The sequence below is a fragment of the Pseudomonas sp. TUM25319 genome (assembly GCF_056388475.1).
In genome coordinates, this window is sequence record NZ_CM150751.1 from 397,178 (window position 1) to 416,371 (window position 19,194).

Here is a 19,194-nt window from a genome sequence, read left to right on the forward strand (position 1 = left end):
GGAATGAATCATGGCTGAGTCTCCGTCCACCTTCCTGCGCGCCCTGTTCGGCGCCTGCGCGTTGCTGCTGGGCGGCGTCGCCCAGGCCGAGCAGATCCGCGATATCGCCGACTTTGCCGGGATCCGCACCAACAACCTGGTGGGCTACGGCCTGGTGGTGGGGCTCGACGGTACAGGCGACCAGACCACCCAGAGCCCGTTCACCGAACAGGGCCTGACCAACATGCTGTCGCAGCTCGGCGTGACCCTGCCGGCCAACGCCAACATGCAGATGCGCAACATCGCGGCGGTGATTGTCACCGCCAATCTGCCGCCGCTGACCCGTCCCGGCCAGCCCATCGACGTGGTGGTGTCGTCCATCGGCAACGCCCGCAGCCTGCGCGGCGGCACCTTGTTGATGACACCGCTCAAGGGCGCCGACGGCGATGTCTACGCCATGGCCCAAGGCAACCTGCTGGTGGGCGGTGCCGGCGCCTCGGCCAACGGCAGCAGCGTGCAGATCAACCAGTTGGCGGGCGGCCGCATTCCCCGTGGCGCGGTGATCGAGCACAGCGTGCCGCTGGACCTGGGCGCCGAGCACGGCGTGCTCGAACTGCAACTGCGCGAGCCCGACCCGGCCACCGCACAGCGCGTGGTCTTCGCCATCAACAGCGAGATGCGCAACACCGTGGCCTCGGCGGTGGACGGCGGTCTGGTGCAGGTCCAGGGGCCGCTGTCGGCCAACGAGCGGGTCAACTTCATGGCCCGCATCGACAGCATCGAAGTGCTGCCGATGCAGGCGCGGCCCAAGGTCATCCTCGATTCGCGCACCGGCTCGGTGGTGCTCAACGGCTCGGTGAAGCTGTTCCGCGCCGCCGTGGCCCATGGTGATCTGTCGGTGACCATCGACACCACCAACACCATCAGCCAGCCTGGCGCCCTGAGTGGCGGGCAGACCGCCGCCGTCGCCAACAGCAGCATCACCATCGAGACCCAGGCCCGCGCCCTGCACGTCGTGGAAGGCAGCGCCAACCTGATGGACGTGGTCAAGGGCCTCAACGCCCTCGGCGCCACGCCCCAGGACCTGATGGTCATTCTCCAGGCGCTCAAGGCCGCAGGCTCGCTGCGCGCCGAACTGGAGATCATCTGATGAGCGTGGCCGACGGCGCAGCGGGCTTCGCCCTCGATGTGCAGGGCCTGCAGCGCTTGCGCAGCCAGGCCGGGCGCGACGGCGAGGCCGGCCTGAAAGAAGCGGCGCGGCAGTTCGAAGCGCTGTTTCTGCAGACCATGCTCAAGAGCATGCGCGAGGCCATCCCCAAGTCGGAGCTGTCCAGCGACTCGCAGAACCAGCTCTACACCGAACTGCTCGACCAGCAATGGGCGCAGACCCTGGCGAGCCGTGGCATGGGCCTGGCCGAACACCTGACCCGCGGCCTGGCCCGGCGCAGCGTCGCCGGGCAGGACGCCATCAGCCTGCTGGACCGCCCGCCGCTGGCCGCCAGTGAATCGCCCTTCGCCGGGCTGGCGCGGCAGTCGCCGGCCTATGAGTCGTGGAAGCGCCATGCCGTCAGCGCCGACGAGCGTGAGCGTGCCGACCACGTCGAGGACTTTGTCGCCCGCCTCGCCGGCCCCGCGCGCCGTGCCGAACGCAACAGCGGCGTGCCTGCGGAACTGATCCTCGCCCAGGCCGCGCTGGAAACCGACTGGGGACGGCGGCGCATTACCACCGCCGACGGCGGCGACAGCCACAACCTGTTCGGCATCAAGGCCGGCGGGCGCTGGCAGGGCGAGAGCACCCGGGTAACGACCACCGAATACGTCGCCGGCGAGGCGCAGAAGCAGGAAGAGAGCTTCCGCGTGTACCCCAACGCCGAAGCGGCTTTCGACGACTACGCCCGGCTGATTCGCGGCCGCCCCGACTATGCCGCCGCGCGTACCGCCGCCGACAGCGCCGAGGCGGCGATCGCCCTGCAGCAGGGCGGCTACGCCACCGACCCGCGCTATGCGGAAAAACTGATCGCCGTGATGGCCACCATCGGCCCGCTGGCCCAGTGACCCACGGATTGCCCCGGCGCCAAAACAAATCCGCGCCGGCGTTCAAGATGCCCCGACGCGGGGCCGATGTTGCGCAACATGCAGCCCAGGAGCCCATCCCATGAGCATCATCTCCATCGGCGTCAGCGGCCTCACGGCGGCGCAGATCGCCCTCACCACCAGCAGCAACAACACCACCAACGCCTACACCGACGGCTACACCCGCCAGGTCGCGACCTTCAGCGAAGCCACCTCGGGCAGTGGGGTGAAGATTTCCAGTGTCGACCGGCAGTACAACCAGTTCGTCACCACCCAGCTCAACGGCTCCCTCAGCGCCGAAAGCGCGCTGTCGACCTACAAGACCGAGATCGACCAGATCGACAGCCTGCTGGCAGACAGCGACGGCAGCCTGGACAGCCTGTTGCAGAGCTTCTTCTCGTCGATCCAGACCCTTACCTCCGACGCCAGCGACACGGCGGCGCGGGAAGAAGTGATCGGTTCTGCCGAGACCCTGGTCAGCCAGTTCAACCAGCTGGGCAGCTACCTCGCCAGCATGAGCGACGACGTCAACAACCAGATCGAGGATCAGGTCAGCCAGATCAACGACCTCAGTTCGCAGATCGCCACCCTCAACGGCCAGATCAGCCTGTCCAATGCCCTCGGCGGCGCCTCCAACGACCTGCTGGACCAGCGCGACAAACTGGTCAGCCAGCTCAGCGAACTGGTGGGCGTGGACGTCAAGGTGCAGGACAACGGCAGCTACACCGTGTCGCTGGAAAACGGCATGGCGCTGGTGGCTGGCAATGACAGTTTCGACCTCGCCACCGGGGTGTCCGCCAGTGATCCGAGCCAAGTGTCCATCAGCTACGTGGATGCCGCCGGCAGCAGCGTGGCCCTGAGCGACAGCACCCTGGACAGTGGCTCCCTCGGCGGCCTCCTGGCGTTTCGTGACACCACGCTGGCCGAGACCCAGAACCAACTTGGCCTGATGGCGGTGTCGCTGACCCAGGCGTTCAACAGCCTGCAGGCCCAGGGCATCGATCTCAACGGTGATGCCGGCACGGACTTCTTCTCCGTGGCTGACCCGGTGGTCTACGGCAATACCGGCAACAGCGGCGATGCCACCCTGAGCGCGACGTTCAGCGACGATGTCAGTGCCCTGACCAGCAGCGACTACACCCTCAGCTATTCCGCCGCCAACGGCTTCACCGCCGTGCGCAACGACACCGGCGCCAGCGTCGCGGTGAGCTACGACAGCAGCAGCGGCACCCTGAGCTTCGCCGGCATGGAGCTGACCCTCAGCGGCACCGCGGCGGATGGCGACAGCTTCCTGATCCAGCCCACCCGCAATGCCGCCAGCAGCTTCAGCACCCTGATCAGCGATGGCGAGCAGATCGCCGCGGGTACCTCCGGCGGCAGCGGCGACAACACCAATGCCCTGGCGATGCTGGCCTTGCAGACCAGCGACATCGTCGGCGGCAATTCCACCCTAAGCGAGTCCTATGCCTCGCTGGTCAGCGATGTCGGCAGCAGCGCCACCCGCGTGGCCGCGCAACTGGAAACCCAGTCGGCGCTGACCGAGCAGCTGACTACCCTGCAGCAATCCGAGTCGGGGGTGAACCTCGACGAAGAGGCGGCCAACCTGATCGTCTACCAGCAGTACTACCAGTCCTGCGCCAAGGTCGTCGAAGTGGGCATGAACGTCCTCGACACCATTCTCGACATCAACTGATGCCCGTCTGAGGAGAGCCCGCCATGCGCCTGAGCAGTGCGACCATCTACAACCAGAACCTCAATTCTATGCTGGCCCAGCAGAGCGACTACCAGGACGCCGCCCAGCAAGTCTCCAGCGGTACCCGGGTGAGCAAGCCGTCCGACGACTCCCTGGCGGCGGCGCAGGCGGTGACGGTGCGCCAGTCGATCGCTGCCAACCAGCAGTACGCCGACGCCCGCGCCAGCATTACCACCGCCTTGTCCCAAGAGGAAAGCACCCTGGACAGCGTCAACGACGCCATCACCAGCGCCATGACCCTGGTGGTGCAGGCGGGCAACGGCACTCTGAGCGATGCCGACCGCGAATCCATCGCCACCTCGCTGCAAGGTATCTACGACACCCTGGTGACCCTGGCCAACAGCACCGACAGCAACGGCAATTACCTGTTCGCCGGCTACCAGAGCCAGAGCCCGGCGTTTGCCGTGGATGCCAGTGGCGAGCTGGTCTACCAGGGCGATGACAACGTGGTGACCCAGCAGGTCAGCGCCACCCAGAGCATGGCCAGCGGCGACAACGGTGCCAGCGTCTTCCAGTCGGTGAGCAGCACGGCCGGCTTCATCGCCAGGGCCGGCGACAACACCGGGACCCTGACCTTCGACGGTCCGGACATCGCCGACACCCAGGATGCCAACTACGGCAGCAGCTTCACCCTGACCTTCAGCACCGCCGCCGACGGCACCGCCCAGTACAGCGTCGACGGCGCGGATCCGGTGGCGTATACCGACGGCGAGACCCTGGACATCAACGGCCTGAGCCTGACCCTCAGCGGCACCCCGGCCGATGGCGACAGCCTGACCGTCAGCGCTGCGGCCGATGCCGATCCGGATGTGTTCACCACCTTGAAAAACCTGATCTCGGCCTTGCAGACCCCGGTGGAAGACGCCGCCGACCAGGCGGCCCTGAGCAACACCCTGTCCACCGCCAGCCGCGAGTTGAGCAATGCCCAGGACAACGTCCTGACCGTCATCACCTCGGTGGGCGCGCGGCTGAGTCAGGTGGAAGTGCTCGACACCATCGGCGACGATCTGGCGCTGAGCTACACCGAGCGGCTGTCGGGTCTGGTGGATGCGGACTACACCGAATCCATCTCCCGCTATGTGACCCTGCAGGTCTCGATGCAGGCGGCGCAGCAGACGTTTGCCAGCGTGCAGCAGTTGTCGTTGTTCGAGTACATCTGAGGCGGTGTTGCTGCTGGCCTCATCGCTGGCTTGTCAGCGATGAGGCCGGAGCGCCCGGCATCAGGGCCGCGCCATATGCCCGATCAGAAACTCCATGAACTCCAGCGCCCGATACAGCAACCCCGCCAGAAACTGCCCCAGATCCCCCACCAGCACCATCAACAGCAGCAACCCCACGCTGAGCGTCGCTGGAAACCCCACGGAAAACACCGTCAACTGCGGCGCCACGCGGTTGAGAATGCCCATTGCCAGGTTGATGATCAGCAGCGCGCCCACCATGGGCAGCGCCAGCAGCAGGCCGGTGAGGAAGATGGTCGCGCCGTGCCGGGCCAGGGCGTTCCACGCCTGGGGCTCGAAGCTGAACTGGCCGATCGGCAGGCGCACGAAGGTGGATGCCAGCAACTCCAGCACCATCAGGTGCCCGTCCAGCGCCAGGAACATCAGGATGGTCACCAGGTTCAGGAAGCGCGACAGTACCTGGCTGTTGGTGTTGCTGTCGGCGGAGAAGAACGAGGCGAACGCCAGGCCCATCTGCATGCCGCAGATCTCCCCGGCCATTTCCACCACCGCCAGGGTGATGCGCATCACCATCCCCAGCGACACACCGATCAGCAACTGTTCGACGATCACCCCCAGTCCGGCCCAGGAAAACAAAGCGATGTCCGGCATCGGCGGCAGGTTGGGCGAAAGCAGGAAGGCCAGCACCAGCGCCAGGCCGACCTTGACCTGGTTGGCGATGTTCTTGTGGCCGAGAATCGGGTCGCTCATGAAGAACCCCAGCAACCGGCAGAACGGCCAGAAAAAGGCGCTGACCCAGAGCTGCAGTTGCGACCAGCCGAACTCGATCAACGCCGGTCAGCCAATCAGCGACGGCAGGCCGGTGAACAGGGCCCGGGTGTAGTCCACCAGCATTTCCATGAGCATGGGCCCGGCGAGGATCAGCACCAGGCACACGCCGACGATCTTGGGGATGAACGACAGGGTCGATTCGTTGATCTGCGTCGCGGCCTGGAACAGGCTCACCAGCAGGCCGATGCACAGGGTCACCAGCAACAGCGGCGCGGCCATCATCATGCTCATGCGCATGCCCTTGTAGGCCAGGTCCATCACCATTTCCGGGGTCATCGCGGGGCTCCTCGGCGGCTCATACGGGGTAGAAACTCTGTGCCAGCGAGCCGAGCAGCAGTTGCCAGCCGTCCACCAGCACGAACAGCATCAGCTTGAAGGGCAGGGAAATGGTCGAGGGCGGCACCATCATCATGCCCAACGCCATCAGCACACTGGCCACCAGCAGGTCGATGATCAGGAACGGGATGAAAATGGTGAACCCTGCCTGGAAGGCGGTCTTCAGTTCGCTGGTGACGAAGGCCGGCAGCAGCACCCGCATCGGTACGTCCTCGGGGCCTTCCAGGTCGCCGATCCGCGCCAGGCGGGCGTAGAGGGCGAGCTCGGTCTGGCGGGTCTGCGCCAGCATGAAGGTGCGAAACGGTTGGCTGGCCTGGTCGAGAAACTGCTCGACGTTCATCTCGTCGCGGGAAAACGGCAGCCATGCCTTCTGGTAGGCCTGATCGAGGGTCGGCGACATCACGAAGAAGGTCAGGAACAGCGCCAGCCCCAGCAGCACCTGGTTGGGCGGCGCGGTGGTGGTGCCGATGGCGGTGCGCAGCAGGCCGAGGACGATGATGATGCGGGTGAAGCCGGTCATCATCAGCAGCACGGCCGGCAGGAAGGCCATGGCGCTGAGCAGCATCAGGGTCTGCAGGCTCAGCGACCACTTCTCGCCACCGGCCTCGCCGGTAAAGCCAGACAGGCCCTGCAACGCCGGCGCGGCTTCGGCGAGAGGGAGCAGGCCCGGCAACAGCAGGGCAATCAGGCACAAGCGGCGTTTCATGGGCGCTGCTCCGGGCCGCGCGAGCCACCGCGTTTCAGGGCATCCGCCAGGCGCAGGCCGAAGCTCCGCGCGGGCGGTTCGACGCCCGTTGTGTCGGCCGCTGGCGGCGCCTCCAGGTCGGACAGGCACGCCACCTGCTGCGCCGTCACCCCCAGCACCAGCCAGCGCCCGCGAACTTCGACCACCACCACCTTCTCGCGCTGGCCGAGGCGGGTGCTGCCGATCACCCGGACCACATCACCCGCCCGCGCCGGTCGCACGCCGAGGCGCGACACCAGCCAGCCGCACAGCAGGATGCAGGCCGCCACCAGCCCGAGGGCCAGCGCCGTCTTGCCCAGTACCGTCAGCCCGACCAGGTCGTCCGCCGCTACGCCCACGCTGCTTGCCGTCATCGGTTGAGCTTCTGCACGCGCTCGGACGGCGTGATGATCTCGGTAATGCGGATGCCGTAGCGGTCATCCACCACGACCACTTCGCCCTGGGCGATCAGGTAGCTGTTGATCAGGATGTCCATCGGCTCGCCGGCCAGGCCGTCGAGGGCCAGCACCGAGCCCTGGGCCAGCTCCAGCAACTGCTTGATGGTGATGCGGGTGCGGCCCAGCTCGACGCTGAGCTTCACCGGGATGTCCATGATCATTTCCAGCTCACGGGGCGAGGCCATCGGCTGGACCGTGCCCAGCGGCTTGAAGATGCCGGCATCGGTGGCGCTGGCGGTCGTGGCGGGCGCGGCCTGCTGCTGTTCGGCCAGGGCCATGGCCCAGGGATCTTCGCCGTCGGCGCTGGCGCTGGCGCCGGCGTTCTGCTCGGCCAGGGCATCGGCCCAGTCGTCGCTTTCGTGCGGTTCGGGATTGATCGGGTCACTCATCATCGGATTCCTTGGCGGTGGGCAGGTGGCCCTTGACGAATCGGCTGGAAGAAGAGGGCTTGCCGATGGAGTGATCGATCAGATCCTTCACCAGCAAGGCGCGGGCGCCGTTGTAGCTGCCGAATTCGCAGTTCATCACCGGCACGCCATCGACCCGCACCTTGACGTTCTCCGGTAGGTCGATGGGCAGTACGTCGCCCACCTTCAGCGCCATGACGTCGCCCAGACGCAACTCGACCTCGACGAAATCGGCGATCAGGTCGACCTTGGAGTGGGTGATTTCGTCGGCCATGCGCCGGTTCCACTGCCGCTCTTCCTCGGGGTTGATGTCGGTCAGCGGGCCGTTGAGCAGTTGGCGCATGGGTTCGATCATCAGGTAGGGAATGACGATGTTGAAGTCGCTGGACAGGTTGCCTACTTCCAGGTGGAAGGTGGCGTTGACCACGATTTCGTTGGGCGAGCCGGTGATGTTGGCGAACTTGGCCTGCATCTCCGAACGCAGGTATTCGATCTCCAGCGGGTACACCGATTTCCAGGCGTCGCGGTAGGCATCCACGGTCAGCCCGAGCAGGCGGCGGATGATGCGCATCTCGGTGTGGGTGAACTCGCGGCCCTCGGACTTGGTGACGAAGCGGCCGTCACCACCGAAGAGGTTGTCCACCACCATGAACACCACGCTCGGCGGGAATACCACCAGCGCAGTGCCGCGCAGCGGCTTCATCGACAGCAGGTTGATGTTGGTGGGCATCGGCAGGCGCAGGGAAAACTCGCTGAAGCTCTGGTAGCCGATGCTCTTGAGGGTGATGTCCACGTTACGCCGGATGAGGTTGAACAGGCTCATGCGGAAATAGCGGGCGAAGCGGCCGTTGATGATGTCCAGCGCGTGCAGGCGTTCCTGGATCACCCGGTGCTGGGTGGCTGGATCGTAGGGGCGGATCCGCTCATGGCCGGCAGGCGTGTCGTCGCCGGCGAACTCCTGGGGCGATCCGTCGTTGAAGTCGATGGCATCGGCGTCGTCGCTGCCACGCAGCAGCATGTCGATCTCTTCTTGCGAGAGCACGTCGTTGGTGGACATGGCTTACTGCACGATGAAGTCGGTGTAGAGAACGCCGAGCAGCGCGAAGTCCGGCTGGTCGGGAGACAGGGTGCTGCGCAGCAGGTCGAGGATCCGCGCCGCCAGCGCTTCCTTGCCCTGGGGCGTGGCCAGTTCGCTGCTGTCCTGGCCGCTGAGCACCGTCAGCAACTGGCTGCGGATGCGCGGCATGTACAGCTCCAGCAGCTTGCGTGTGGCGTCGTTGCCGACCTCCAGGTTGAAGCCGACGTAGAGCATGTTCGGTCCGTTGCTGCCGTCGCGCAGGTTGACGGTCATCGGCGCGACGCTCACCAGCATCGGTGCCTGGGGCGGTGCGACGCTGGTGCGGTTGGCCTGGACATGGGCCCGTTCGCGCATCACGTAGGCGTACACACCCGCGGAACTGGCCGCCGCGGCGACCAGGGCCAATGGAATGAACCAGAGCCAGATCTTCTTGGTGGTGGTGGGCATGGACAGCGCCTTGGCAATGAGAAAGCGGTTCGACGGGGCGCGAGTATGCCCAGCGGACGTCTGCCCCGAAGTGGCGATAAGCGCGGGTTTAGGGCGTTATCTTGCGGCTTTGCTTGCCCGGTTCAGAGGTACAGGTCGACACCTGCGCCGGCCGTGGCGATCCGTTGCGCCGGCACCGATGCAGTGGCGTTCTCCAGAGGCTCGCTGCGTGCTTCGCCGTTGCTGCCGGGGTAATCGCGTCGCGGCTGCTCGCCACCGGCCTGGCGTGAGGCGCCGTCGTTGACCGAGGCTTCGCCCAGGGTCAGACCCTGTGAGGCGAGGGCCGATTGCAGTTGCGGCAGCGCCTGTTCCACGGCGCTGCGCACCGAGGCGTGGGCCGACTGGAACTGCGCCTGGACACCGCTTTCGCCGACATTCAGGCTGATGGACAACGGACCGAGGCCGGCCGGGTTGAGCTGCATGTCCACCTGCTGGTCGCCGCGCTGGACCATTGCGAGGACGTGGCGACCGAGGTCGTCCTGCCAGGTGTCGCTGCCCAGAGGGGCGGTGGCCTGCGGATTGGCGCTGAGGGGCGGCGTGACGGTTGCGCTGCTGCTGGATACCACGCTTGAGAGTGCGCTCAGCGGCGGCGTCGGCGTGTCGCTGGTGGTGGCGGCTGGTCGATCGGGCAGGGCGGTATCGGTGGTGTCGGGTTCAGACTCTACCACCAGGGCGGCAGCGATCGGGTTCTCGGCTGGCTCACCTGGCGCCAGTGTGAAACTGTCGGTTTCGGGCGGCGACCATTGCGGGGTTTCGGCCAACCTGATGTCGGTGCCATGGTCGGGGTCGGGCGCTTGTTCCGGGGCGGCCTGTGGCGTCTGGGTCCAGGTCGTGGGCGGCGTGATCGCGAGGGCGCCACAGGCCAGTTGGCCGGCGCTGTCGATCAGGTTAAGGCGCTGGCGGATGGCGTCCAGCGGGTCTTCGGGTTGGTCGGTGGTTTCGTCGGTGTCGTCTGGGGTTTCGGATTCCGGGGTCGTGAGGGATGCCAAAGGGGCCGGGGTCATGGGGGCGGGCTCGTCTTCGGCGGGCTCTGTTTCTGCGATCTTGGGCGCTACCGGTTGCACGGATTGTTCGGGCTCCGGCTCTGGCGGTTGCACCGCAGGCTGGGGTTCGGCCGGGATTTCGGGCTGCGGGGCTACCAAAGCCGGGTTGCTCGCCGCCACCTTGAGCGTTTCGGGGGGAGGGGCAATTGCCGCCGGAGCAGTGGGTTCGACAGGGGTGTTTTGCGCCTGTTCCAGCGCTGCCGAGAAGGCCGTCGCCTCGCCGTCGGCGGTGCTGGCAGAGGCTTCGGCGGCCGGGGCCACTGGGGTGATTGCGGTGATGATGTCCATTTATTCAGCTCTGAAGTGCGGTGGCCTTGGGGTGCAGGGCGAGAGGGTGTGGTGCGCTCGAGATCGAGCGCCGCCCGCGCGGCGCATCGCCGGCAACGCCGGCTCCCACATTTGTTGCAACGCGCCATGGCCTGTGGAATTCGTATTGCCCGTCTTGGCGCATGGCAGGAGGGTCCGGCTGACCACGATCACTGTGGGAGCCGGCGTTGCCGGCGATGCGCCGCATAGCGGCGCTTGATCTGCGGGTCGCCGCAGATCCCCCGACAGCCTCAAAACCCGCCCCCCAGAAACACATTCCCACCCCGCGAACGCCCCGCCATCTCATCGGTTCGTCTTTGCTCCGCCCGACCGGCGACCAGGCGTTCCTGTTCCTGCCGCCGCGCCAGCAGCGTCTCCAGCGCATTGACCTTGCGCCACGCCTGTTGCCACGTCTGCTGATGCGCCGCCACCTGCGCACGGTGGCGCTGGAGGTTGCTTTCAGCACGCTCGATAGCGCCTTCCAGCGACTTGAGAAAGCCCCGGTAGTTGGCCAGGGTCGCCGGGCTCATGCCTGCGCCGGCCAGTTCCTGTTGCAGGCCCTGCCGGTATTCACGCTGGTAACCGTCCAGCGCCCGCAACTGCTCGGCCATCTGCTGTTCGGCGCGGCGACTTTTGGCCAGCGCGGTGGCGGCCGCTTCGCGGGCGCGGGCGGTCAGTTCGACGAGGAGCTGGAGCGACTCATGGGCCATGGTTCTACCTCGGTCTGGTCAGGGTCATTTGCCGGGAAACAGCAGGTTGAGCCCGGCAAGGGTGTCTTCCATCGCGCTGCGCTCGTGGGTCCGCTGCTGCAGGAAGCGTTCGATATGCGGGTACAGCTTCACCGCCTGGTCGAGCTGGGCGTCGTGGCCCGGCGCATAGGCGCCGACGCCGATCAGGTCGCGGTTGCGCTGGTAACGCGACAGCGCCTGCTTGAGCCGCTGCGCCTTGCGCTGCTGCACGTCGCTGACGATGGCGCTCATCGCCCGGCTGATGGAGGCCTCGATGTCGATGGCCGGGTAATGCCCGGCCTCGGCCAGATGACGGGACAGCACGATGTGTCCGTCGAGAATCGCCCGCGCCGAGTCGGCGATCGGGTCCTGCTGGTCGTCGCCCTCGCTGAGCACGGTGTAGAACGCGGTGATCGAACCGCCACCACGGGGGCCGTTGCCGGTGCGCTCCACCAGTTTCGGCAGCTTGGCGAACACCGACGGCGGGTAGCCCTTGGTTGCCGGCGGCTCGCCCAGGGCCAGGGCGATTTCGCGCTGGGCCATGGCGTAGCGGGTCAGCGAGTCCATGATCAGCAGCACGTCCTTGCCCTGGTCGCGAAAGTCTTCGGCCAGGCGCGTGGCATAGGCGGCGCCCTGCAGGCGCTGCAACGGCGAGGCGTCCGCAGGCGCGGCCACCACCACCGAGCGGGCCAGGCCTTCTTCGCCGAGGATGCTGTCGATGAAGTCCTGGACCTCGCGGCCGCGCTCGCCGATCAGGCCGACCACCACCACGTCGGCGCGGGTGTAGCGAGCCATCATCCCGAGCAATACCGACTTGCCCACACCGGAGCCGGCGAACAGGCCCAGGCGCTGGCCGCGACCGACACTGAGCAGGGCATTGATGGCGCGGATGCCGACATCGATCTGGCGATCGATGGGCGCCCGTTGCAGGGGGTTGATCGGCTGGCCGTGCAGGCTGGCGCGACGGGTTGCCAGCAGCGGGCCCTTGCCGTCGAGGGGAGTGCCGCTGCTGTCCAGCACCCGGCCGAGCAGGTCCAGGCCCAGCGGCACCAGGCGCCCGCCGTCGCCGGATCCGGGCTCGTCGGCCAGGGCGAAGACCCGTGCGCCGGATTGCAGGCCATGGATCTCCTCCAGCGGCATCAGGTACAGCACCTCGCCGGCGAAGCCGACCACCTCGGCTTCGGCGAAACCGGCGGCTCCGCTCCCGGGCAGTCGTTCGATCCGGCAACCCGCGCCCAGCGGCAGGCGCAGGCCGATCGCTTCCAGCACCATGCCGGTGGCGCGAGTGATACGCCCGCTGCGGCGGTAGGCGGGTACAGCAGGCAGTTCCTCGGCCAGGGTCTGCAGGCCGCGGCCCCAGCGCTGAAGGTGCGGGTTGTCGGTGATCATTGGGGCGTGCCGGATTGGTCGAGCAGCCACTGGCCATTGCCCTCGAACAGGGCCTGGCGGGTCTGGCGTGTCGCGTCCAGCTCGCCGGCCTTGCTCGATACCCGGCAGCCGCCGGGCAGCAGGCTCGGGTCGGCGTGCAGGCTCCAGCCCGCCGCGTGCAGTTCCTCGCCCAGGCTGCTCTCCACCCAGGGCAGGTCGTCCGGGTTCAGGCTCAGGCGTGGCTTGCCGGCCAGTTCGGGGTCACTGGCGAGCATCTGCCGCACCTGCGCTTCCACTTGGGTGGGTTGTACCGCAAGCGCTTCACCGGCCAGACGCCCCGCCAGGTCGAGGGCGACCTTGCCGACCTGCACCGCAAGCAGGCCGTCCACCTCGCGTAGCGCGGCGTCGAAGCTCAGGCACAGGGCGCGCAGCGGTCCCAGTGTCTGCTTCACCTGCTGACGCAGTTCTTCGGCAGCCGCCTCGCGTCCTTCGGCCAGTCCATTGTCGTAACCCTGCTGCCGGCCCTCGGCATGGCCCTGTTGCCGCGCCTCGTCCAGCGCCTGTTCGCGCTGGCGCTGCAGTTCCAGGCGTTGCTCGGCAGCGCGGCGGCGTTGCAGTTCGCGGCGGGCGATGTCCGCCGGGTCAACGGCGGGCGCATCGGTGCCCAACGGCTCCATGCGCCACGGCTGCCAGTGCGCCAGCGATTCAGACATAGGCATCGTCGCCCCGCGCCGTCACCATCTCGCCGGTTTCCGACAGGCGCCGGACCACCTGCAGAATGGTCTTCTGTTCGTTCTCGATCTGCGACATGCGCACCGGGCCACGGGCCTCCATGTCCTCGCGGAACAGGGTCGAGGCCCGCTGCGACATATTGCGCATGAAGCGCTCCAGCAGCGGTGCCGACGCGCCCTTGAGGGCGATGGCCAGGGAGTTGCTGTCGATGTTCTGCAGCAGCGTCTGGATGCTGCGGTCGTCGACGTCGGCGAGGTTCTCGAACAGGAACATTTCGTCGAGCACCTTCTGCGCCAGGTCCGCGTTGTGCCCGCGCAGGCACTCGACTGCCGAGGATTCCTGGCTGGAGGCCATGAGGTTGAGGATCTCCGCCGCCGCTCGCACGCCGCCCATCTTGCTGCGCTTGAGGCTCTGGCCGTCGAGCATGACCCCCAGCACTTCGGTGAGTTCGTGCAGCGCCACCGGCTGCACGCCGCTGAAGGTGGCGATACGCAGGACGATGTCGTTGCGCAGCCGCTCCGGGAGCAGTTGCAGGATCGCCGAGGCCTGGTGACGTTCCAGATGGACGAGGATGGTGGCGACGATCTGCGGGTGCTCGTCGCGGATCATCTCGGCCACCACCGGCGCTTCCATCAGGTTGAGCTTGTCGATGCCGGAGCCGGTGTTGGTGGTTTCGAGGATGTCGTCGATCAGGCTGGCGGCGCGCTCGCTGCCCAGGGCCTTGGTCAGCACGGCGCGGATATGGTCGCTGCTCTGGATGCTGATGGCGGCGTACTGCTCGGTCTCGTCCATGAACTCGGCCAGCACCTGGCGCATTTCTTCATGGGACACCTGGCTCAGCCGGGCCATTTCCAGGCTGATGGTCTCGACGTCCTCGCCCGGCAGGAACTTGAACACTTCGGCGGCGCTGTCGGCGTCCAGCGACAACAGCAGGATGGCGCTGCGCCGCGCGCCACTGATTTTGCTACTCATGCTTTTTCATCCAGCCTCGCACGATCATCGCCACCAGGCGCGGGTCTTCGCCGGCGAGCCGCTTGAGGCTCTCCAGGTTCTGTTCGTAAAGCGCCGACTTGCGCGGCAGGGCGGGACGCGCCGCGCCGTCCTGGCCGACCACCAGGTTGTCGCTGCCGCGGCTGGCCGGGGCCATGTCCAGGTCGCCGTCGTCCAGATCCATCAGCTCGCGACCAGACGACGCGGCAGCGCGGCGTTGCATGGGCTTGAGCACCATCTTCCACAGGGTCAGGGCGGCGAAGGCCACCAGCAGGTAGCGCAGCACGCCCATGGTCAGGTTGTAGGCTTCCGGGGTGCGCCACCACGGCAGTTCGTCGAGGGACTGCTGCTCTTCGACGAAGGGGCTGTTGATCACTTGCAGGGTGTCGCCACGGCTTTCGCTGAAGCCCATGGCCTGGCGCACCAGGTCGTTGATGCCGGCCAGTTCTTCCTTGCTCAGCGGCTCGCTGGTGGGGGTGCCGTCCTTGATCACGGTCTTGTAGTTGACCACCACCGCCGCCGTCAGGCGCTCCAGGCCGCCGACGCTGGTTTTGACGTGCTCGATATTGCGGTCGACCTCGTAGTTGACCATGCGCTCGGTCTGCAGCGGCTTGCCGGATTCGCCGCCGGAGCTGGCGGTCTCGCTCCCGCTGGTGCTGTTGGCCGGGGCATTGGCCTTGGTCGGCGGCGGCGTGTTCGGTGGCGAATTGGTCAGGGCTCCGGGCACGCCGCGCCCGCTGTCGCCGCCTTGCGCCATGCGCTCGGAGGTCTGCTGGCTACGCACCGAGGCGTTCTTCGCGTCCTGGTTGGGGGCGTAGCGTTCGGCGGTGCTCTCGCGGGTGGAAAAGTCCATCTGCGCCGTTACCCGGGCGTGGACGTTGTGGCTGCCCAGCAGGGGCGCAAGAATCTCCTCGATGCGCCGCTGGTAGGTGCGCTCCACCTCGCTGACGTAGTCCAGTTGCGAGCCATCGAGGCCGTCGCCGGCGTGGCTGCGGGACAACAGGCGGCCGTTCTGGTCGACCACGGTGACACCGTCCACCGACAGTTCGGGCACGCTGGAGGTCACCAGGTGAATGATCGCGCTGACCTGGCCTTCGCCCAGCTCGCGGCCCGGCTGCAGGGTCAGGGTGACCGAGGCGCGGGCGGCTTCGCGGTCGCGGGCGAATACCGAGTCCTTGGCCATCACCAGGTGGACCCGGGCGCGGGACACCGGGCCGAGGGATTCGATGGTGCGCGCCAGCTCGCCTTCCAGGCCGCGCTGGTAGTTGAGGTGCTCGGCGAACTGGCTGATGCCGAACGCCTGCTTGTCGAGCAGTTCGAAGCCGACGTTGCCGCCCTTGGGCAGGCCCTGTTCGGCCAGTTGCAGGCGCAGGGCGTTCATCCGCTCGGCAGGGACCATGATGGTGTGGCCGCCTTCGCTCAGCCGGTATGGCACGTTGCGTTTGTCCAGCTCGCTGATGACCTGCCCGCCGTCCGCCTCGCCGAGGTTGGAGAACAGCACCCGGTACTCCGGCTCCCGCGCCCACAGCAGCAACGCCACCAGCACCGCCACGGCTGCGGCCCCGGCCAGCATCAGTGGCAGCATCGGGCGGCCACGCAACAGCGCTGCCAGCGCATCCAGGGGGCGGGCCGGGGCGGCGATCGGCAGGTTCTTGTTCGTGCCCTTGGCCTGGGCAGCAGTAGTCACGAGCACCTCGAAGCTGAGGTTGTGGCCGGGAAGAGGAGCATCACAGAGTCCGCTGGCAGTGGTAATCGACCCCGCCGTCCGCCGGCGGGTTGGCGCGGAGGTCCAGGCAGGATGGGCTCGGCATCATTCTGGTGAAGCCGTCAGCGGGCAAAGGGCGGAAAAGCCCACTGTTTTGCGGTCAATTGGGCGGATTCGCAGGGCGGCTTGCTTGTTAATCTGCGCGCATCCGCCAACCACGAGCTTCAACGCCATGACCAGCCAGGCCCTCGTCGATGCCCTGCAACAGATGAACAGCCTCGCCGACCAGGCCCAGGGCGTGGATGCGGTGCGCAGCGGGCAGCTCGCCACCGGTTTTGCCGGCGAGCTGGAAAGCTCGTTGCAGCGCATCAATCAGTTGCAGCAGACCGCCGGCCGCCAGGCCAATGCGTTCCAGGCAGGCAGTAGCGAAGTGTCGCTCAGCGAAGTCATGGCCGACTCGCAGAAGGCCAGTGTCGCTTTCCAGATGGGCGTGCAGGTGCGCAACCGCCTGCTCACCGCCTACAAAGATGTGATGGCGATGCAGGTCTAGATTTTTTTTCGTTGTCGAGGTCAGGCCCCTAAAGACGCACCCGGCGATTGCCGATGTTGCGCCCGACGGCACCCCGCGCAGGGGAAAGCGGCCCGCGAAGCTCATCAGGACGGACACTCACATGACGACGACCACCAGTTCTACCGCAACCATCACCTCACTGGGCGTAGGCTCGGGGCTCGATCTGGAAAGCATCCTGGAAAGCCTGGAAGAGTCGAAGACCGCCAGCCTGCTGACTCCGATCACCACCCAGGAAACCGCGGTCGAAGCCGAAATCTCGGCCTACGGCACCCTGACCAGCGCCCTCAATGCGCTGCAGACAGCGGCCGAGGCGCTGGCCGATTCCAGCCTGTACCAGAGCCTGGCCACGAGCATTTCCGGCAGCGGCGTGTCGGTGTCCACCTCCAGTGACGCGGTGGCCGGCAGCTACAGCATCGAAGTCACCCAGCTGGCGCAGGCCCAGAGCCTGGCCACCACCGGCATCAGCGACCTCACCAGCACCCTGGGCACCGGCACGCTGACGCTGCAGGTCGGCAGTGGCGACGCAGTGTCCATTACCCTCGACAGCAGCAACAACACCCTCAAGGGCCTGCGCGATGCCATCAACGCCTCGGACGCGGGCGTGACCGCGACCTTGGTCAACGACGGCAGCGACAGCCCTTACCGCTTGGTACTGACCTCCAACAGCACCGGCACCAGCTCCGAGATGACCGTCAGCTACAGCAGCGACGACAGCAGCGACCTGGCGTCCTCGCTGTTCGGCTACAGCGACGGCAGCGGCAACATGACCGAGACGGTGGCAGCGAAGAACGCCGAGCTGACCATCAACGGCATCGCTATCAGCAGTCAGAGCAACACGGTCGAAGATGCATTGCAGGGTGTCACCCTGAACCTGACCGCCACCGGCGCGTCGCAGACCCTGACCATCAAGCGCGACACCGACAAGATCCTCGATGCGATCACTGATTTCGTCGACGCCTACAACGACTTCGTTTCCACCGTCGATACGCTGACCGCCTACGACGCCGACTCCGGCAGCTCCGGGGAACTGCTGGGCGATTCCACCACCCGGCGCATCAGCACGGAGCTTGCCAGTGACCTCTACAGCCAGATCGGCAGCGGCACCTTTACCTACCTGTCGCAACTGGGCATCGGCCTGGAGTCGGACGGCACCCTGTCGATCGACGACGACAAGCTGGAAAGCGCCCTGGAAGACAACATCGACGCGGTGTCCGAGTTCTTTATCGGCGACGGCAAGACCGGCGGTTTCATTACCCGCATGACCGAAGACCTGGACAACTACCTCGACGAAGACACCGGGCTGATCACCGCCAAGACCGACAGCCTGGAGTCCAAGCTCGAACGGCTCGAAGAGCGCTACGAAGAGAAGCAGGCGCTGATCGATTCCGAGATGGAGCGCTGGCGGGAAGAGTTCACCCAGCTCGACACCCTGATCTCGACGCTGAATTCCACCGCCGACTACCTCACCAGCCAGTTCGAGGCGCTCAACAGTGACAGTTAAGGTTTGCCCCCGGGAGCCCGCACCATGATCTCGTCCCGCGACGCCAGCGCCTATGCGCGGGTAGGGCTGGAGAGCGGCATTCTTGCCGCCTCGCCCCATCAGCGCATCAGCATGCTGTTCGATCATTACCAGGCCGCGATCCGCATGGCCCGGCTGCAAATGCAGGCGGGCAACATCCCGGAAAAGGGCAAGGCGATCACCCGGGCGATCAACATCGTCAGCCGGGGGTTGCGCGGGGCCCTGGACCTGGAACAGGGCGGCGACATCGCCAGGCAACTCGACGATCTCTACGACTTCGTCGTGCGCCTGCTGCTGCGCGCCAATCTGGATAACGACGAAGCCTCCCTGAATGCCGCCGCGGAGCTGTTGGGCCCCATCGCTTCGGCGTGGAGCGCAATTGGCCCGCAAATCGAGGAATAACGCTAGATATGCTGCAAGCACAAGTGATCGCTGCCTACGAAAGACTGCTGGAGCAGTCCCGTCGCATGCTCGAATGCGCGGAAAACGCCGACTGGGACGGCATCTTCGCGCTCAAGTCGCAGGGGCTGCTCGATGCCGCCAGCCTGCGTCGCGCGGAAAGCCAGACCGAGCTCGACGACACCGGGCAACTGCGCAAACTTGAACTGATCAGCGAAATTCTCGAACTGGACGGACGGGTCAGCAGTTTTCTGCAAGACCGACAGAATTACCTCGGCCAACTAATGCGTGTCGCCCGGCAAAAAGGCCAGCTGGACGGTGCTTATCGCGTAGGCGGTGGGCAAGTGATCCCGCTGACCCAGCGCTTGTGCCAGTAGGGACATTAAGCCATCATGAGCAAGCTAACTAATGCGAAATGTAAGGCTTTTGTAAACTCGCTTGAATATACAAATAAAGATCTGCCCCTATCTGTTATCGAACGAAGCACTTGATACTTTAGGAAGAAAAATTATTTTTTCGGCGCACTGAAA

The 19,194-nt window shown here is 66.3% G+C and carries 21 protein-coding genes; 8 read left to right on the forward strand and 13 right to left on the reverse strand.

Annotated features, from left to right (window positions below):
- Nucleotides 1-10 precede the first annotated feature (10 nt).
- The 4 genes from AC05QJ_RS01875 to flgL all read left to right on the forward strand — a co-directional run bounded on the left by AC05QJ_RS01875 (nucleotide 11) and on the right by flgL (nucleotide 4,965).
- A complete protein-coding gene (locus AC05QJ_RS01875; RefSeq protein ID WP_476745311.1) occupies nucleotides 11-1,129 on the forward strand; it encodes a flagellar basal body P-ring protein FlgI in 1,119 nt (372 codons plus the stop codon).
- Entirely contained in the window at nucleotides 1,129-2,034 is a 906-nt protein-coding gene (flgJ, locus tag AC05QJ_RS01880; RefSeq protein WP_476745312.1) for a flagellar assembly peptidoglycan hydrolase FlgJ, read from the forward strand. Before AC05QJ_RS01875 ends, flgJ begins: the two co-directional genes overlap by 1 nt.
- Before the next feature lie 100 nt (nucleotides 2,035-2,134).
- Nucleotides 2,135-3,745, forward strand: coding sequence for a flagellar hook-associated protein FlgK (flgK, locus tag AC05QJ_RS01885; protein ID WP_476745313.1), 1,611 nt, complete (start codon nucleotides 2,135-2,137; stop codon nucleotides 3,743-3,745).
- Between the two features lie 23 nt (nucleotides 3,746-3,768).
- Nucleotides 3,769-4,965, forward strand: a complete 1,197-nt coding sequence (gene flgL / locus AC05QJ_RS01890) for a flagellar hook-associated protein FlgL (RefSeq protein WP_476745314.1) — start codon at nucleotides 3,769-3,771, stop codon at nucleotides 4,963-4,965.
- Between the two features lie 60 nt (nucleotides 4,966-5,025).
- Here the strand turns inward: flgL and fliR are convergent, their stop codons facing one another.
- From fliR to fliF, 13 genes are all read right to left on the reverse strand, one after another.
- Nucleotides 5,026-5,814: a flagellar biosynthetic protein FliR gene (gene fliR, locus AC05QJ_RS01895; RefSeq protein ID WP_476745315.1), complete on the reverse strand. Its 789-nt coding sequence runs from the start codon at nucleotides 5,812-5,814 to the stop codon at nucleotides 5,026-5,028.
- A 6-nt stretch (nucleotides 5,815-5,820) separates the two neighbouring features.
- On the reverse strand, nucleotides 5,821-6,090 hold the full coding sequence (gene fliQ, locus AC05QJ_RS01900) for a flagellar biosynthesis protein FliQ (protein ID WP_476745316.1): 270 nt from the start codon (nucleotides 6,088-6,090) through the stop codon (nucleotides 5,821-5,823).
- 19 nt (nucleotides 6,091-6,109) lie between these two features.
- Entirely contained in the window at nucleotides 6,110-6,856 is a 747-nt protein-coding gene (gene fliP / locus AC05QJ_RS01905; RefSeq protein ID WP_476745317.1) for a flagellar type III secretion system pore protein FliP, read from the reverse strand.
- Entirely contained in the window at nucleotides 6,853-7,248 is a 396-nt protein-coding gene (gene fliO / locus AC05QJ_RS01910) for a flagellar biosynthetic protein FliO (protein ID WP_476745318.1), read from the reverse strand. The genes fliP and fliO overlap by 4 nt, the downstream gene beginning before the upstream one ends.
- Nucleotides 7,245-7,721 (reverse strand): flagellar motor switch protein FliN, encoded by a 477-nt coding sequence (gene fliN / locus AC05QJ_RS01915; protein WP_476745319.1) that lies wholly within the window; start codon nucleotides 7,719-7,721, stop codon nucleotides 7,245-7,247. The genes fliO and fliN overlap by 4 nt, the downstream gene beginning before the upstream one ends.
- The gene (gene fliM / locus AC05QJ_RS01920) at nucleotides 7,714-8,796 is read right to left on the reverse strand and encodes a flagellar motor switch protein FliM (RefSeq protein WP_476745320.1); all 1,083 of its coding nucleotides are present in this window, start codon (nucleotides 8,794-8,796) and stop codon (nucleotides 7,714-7,716) included. Before fliM ends, fliN begins: the two co-directional genes overlap by 8 nt.
- A 3-nt stretch (nucleotides 8,797-8,799) precedes the next feature.
- Complete coding sequence (locus tag AC05QJ_RS01925) at nucleotides 8,800-9,264, reverse strand: flagellar basal body-associated FliL family protein (RefSeq protein ID WP_476745321.1); 465 nt, start codon at nucleotides 9,262-9,264, stop codon at nucleotides 8,800-8,802.
- A gap of 122 nt (nucleotides 9,265-9,386) precedes the next feature.
- Nucleotides 9,387-10,634 (reverse strand): flagellar hook-length control protein FliK, encoded by a 1,248-nt coding sequence (locus tag AC05QJ_RS01930; protein WP_476745322.1) that lies wholly within the window; start codon nucleotides 10,632-10,634, stop codon nucleotides 9,387-9,389.
- Between the two features lie 269 nt (nucleotides 10,635-10,903).
- Nucleotides 10,904-11,362, reverse strand: coding sequence for a flagellar export protein FliJ (gene fliJ, locus AC05QJ_RS01935; RefSeq protein ID WP_476745323.1), 459 nt, complete (start codon nucleotides 11,360-11,362; stop codon nucleotides 10,904-10,906).
- A gap of 24 nt (nucleotides 11,363-11,386) precedes the next feature.
- Nucleotides 11,387-12,769 (reverse strand): flagellar protein export ATPase FliI, encoded by a 1,383-nt coding sequence (fliI, locus tag AC05QJ_RS01940; RefSeq protein ID WP_476745324.1) that lies wholly within the window; start codon nucleotides 12,767-12,769, stop codon nucleotides 11,387-11,389.
- Nucleotides 12,766-13,467 (reverse strand): flagellar assembly protein FliH, encoded by a 702-nt coding sequence (locus tag AC05QJ_RS01945; protein ID WP_476745325.1) that lies wholly within the window; start codon nucleotides 13,465-13,467, stop codon nucleotides 12,766-12,768. Before AC05QJ_RS01945 ends, fliI begins: the two co-directional genes overlap by 4 nt.
- Nucleotides 13,454-14,452, reverse strand: coding sequence for a flagellar motor switch protein FliG (gene fliG, locus AC05QJ_RS01950; protein WP_476745326.1), 999 nt, complete (start codon nucleotides 14,450-14,452; stop codon nucleotides 13,454-13,456). The genes AC05QJ_RS01945 and fliG overlap by 14 nt, the downstream gene beginning before the upstream one ends.
- On the reverse strand, nucleotides 14,445-16,157 hold the full coding sequence (fliF, locus tag AC05QJ_RS01955) for a flagellar basal-body MS-ring/collar protein FliF (protein WP_476745327.1): 1,713 nt from the start codon (nucleotides 16,155-16,157) through the stop codon (nucleotides 14,445-14,447). Before fliF ends, fliG begins: the two co-directional genes overlap by 8 nt.
- A 250-nt stretch (nucleotides 16,158-16,407) precedes the next feature.
- Between fliF and fliE the strand changes: the two genes are divergently transcribed.
- The 4 genes from fliE (at nucleotide 16,408) to AC05QJ_RS01975 (ending at nucleotide 19,041) form a co-directional block, all read left to right on the forward strand.
- Nucleotides 16,408-16,725: a flagellar hook-basal body complex protein FliE gene (fliE, locus tag AC05QJ_RS01960; protein WP_476745328.1), complete on the forward strand. Its 318-nt coding sequence runs from the start codon at nucleotides 16,408-16,410 to the stop codon at nucleotides 16,723-16,725.
- Nucleotides 16,726-16,846: 121 nt separating this feature from the next.
- Complete coding sequence (gene fliD, locus AC05QJ_RS01965; RefSeq protein WP_476745329.1) at nucleotides 16,847-18,247, forward strand: flagellar filament capping protein FliD; 1,401 nt, start codon at nucleotides 16,847-16,849, stop codon at nucleotides 18,245-18,247.
- Nucleotides 18,248-18,271: 24 nt separating this feature from the next.
- Entirely contained in the window at nucleotides 18,272-18,667 is a 396-nt protein-coding gene (gene fliS, locus AC05QJ_RS01970) for a flagellar export chaperone FliS (RefSeq protein WP_476745330.1), read from the forward strand.
- Nucleotides 18,668-18,675: 8 nt separating this feature from the next.
- Nucleotides 18,676-19,041: a flagellar protein FliT gene (locus tag AC05QJ_RS01975; RefSeq protein ID WP_476745331.1), complete on the forward strand. Its 366-nt coding sequence runs from the start codon at nucleotides 18,676-18,678 to the stop codon at nucleotides 19,039-19,041.
- The last annotated feature ends 153 nt before the right edge of the window (nucleotides 19,042-19,194 follow it).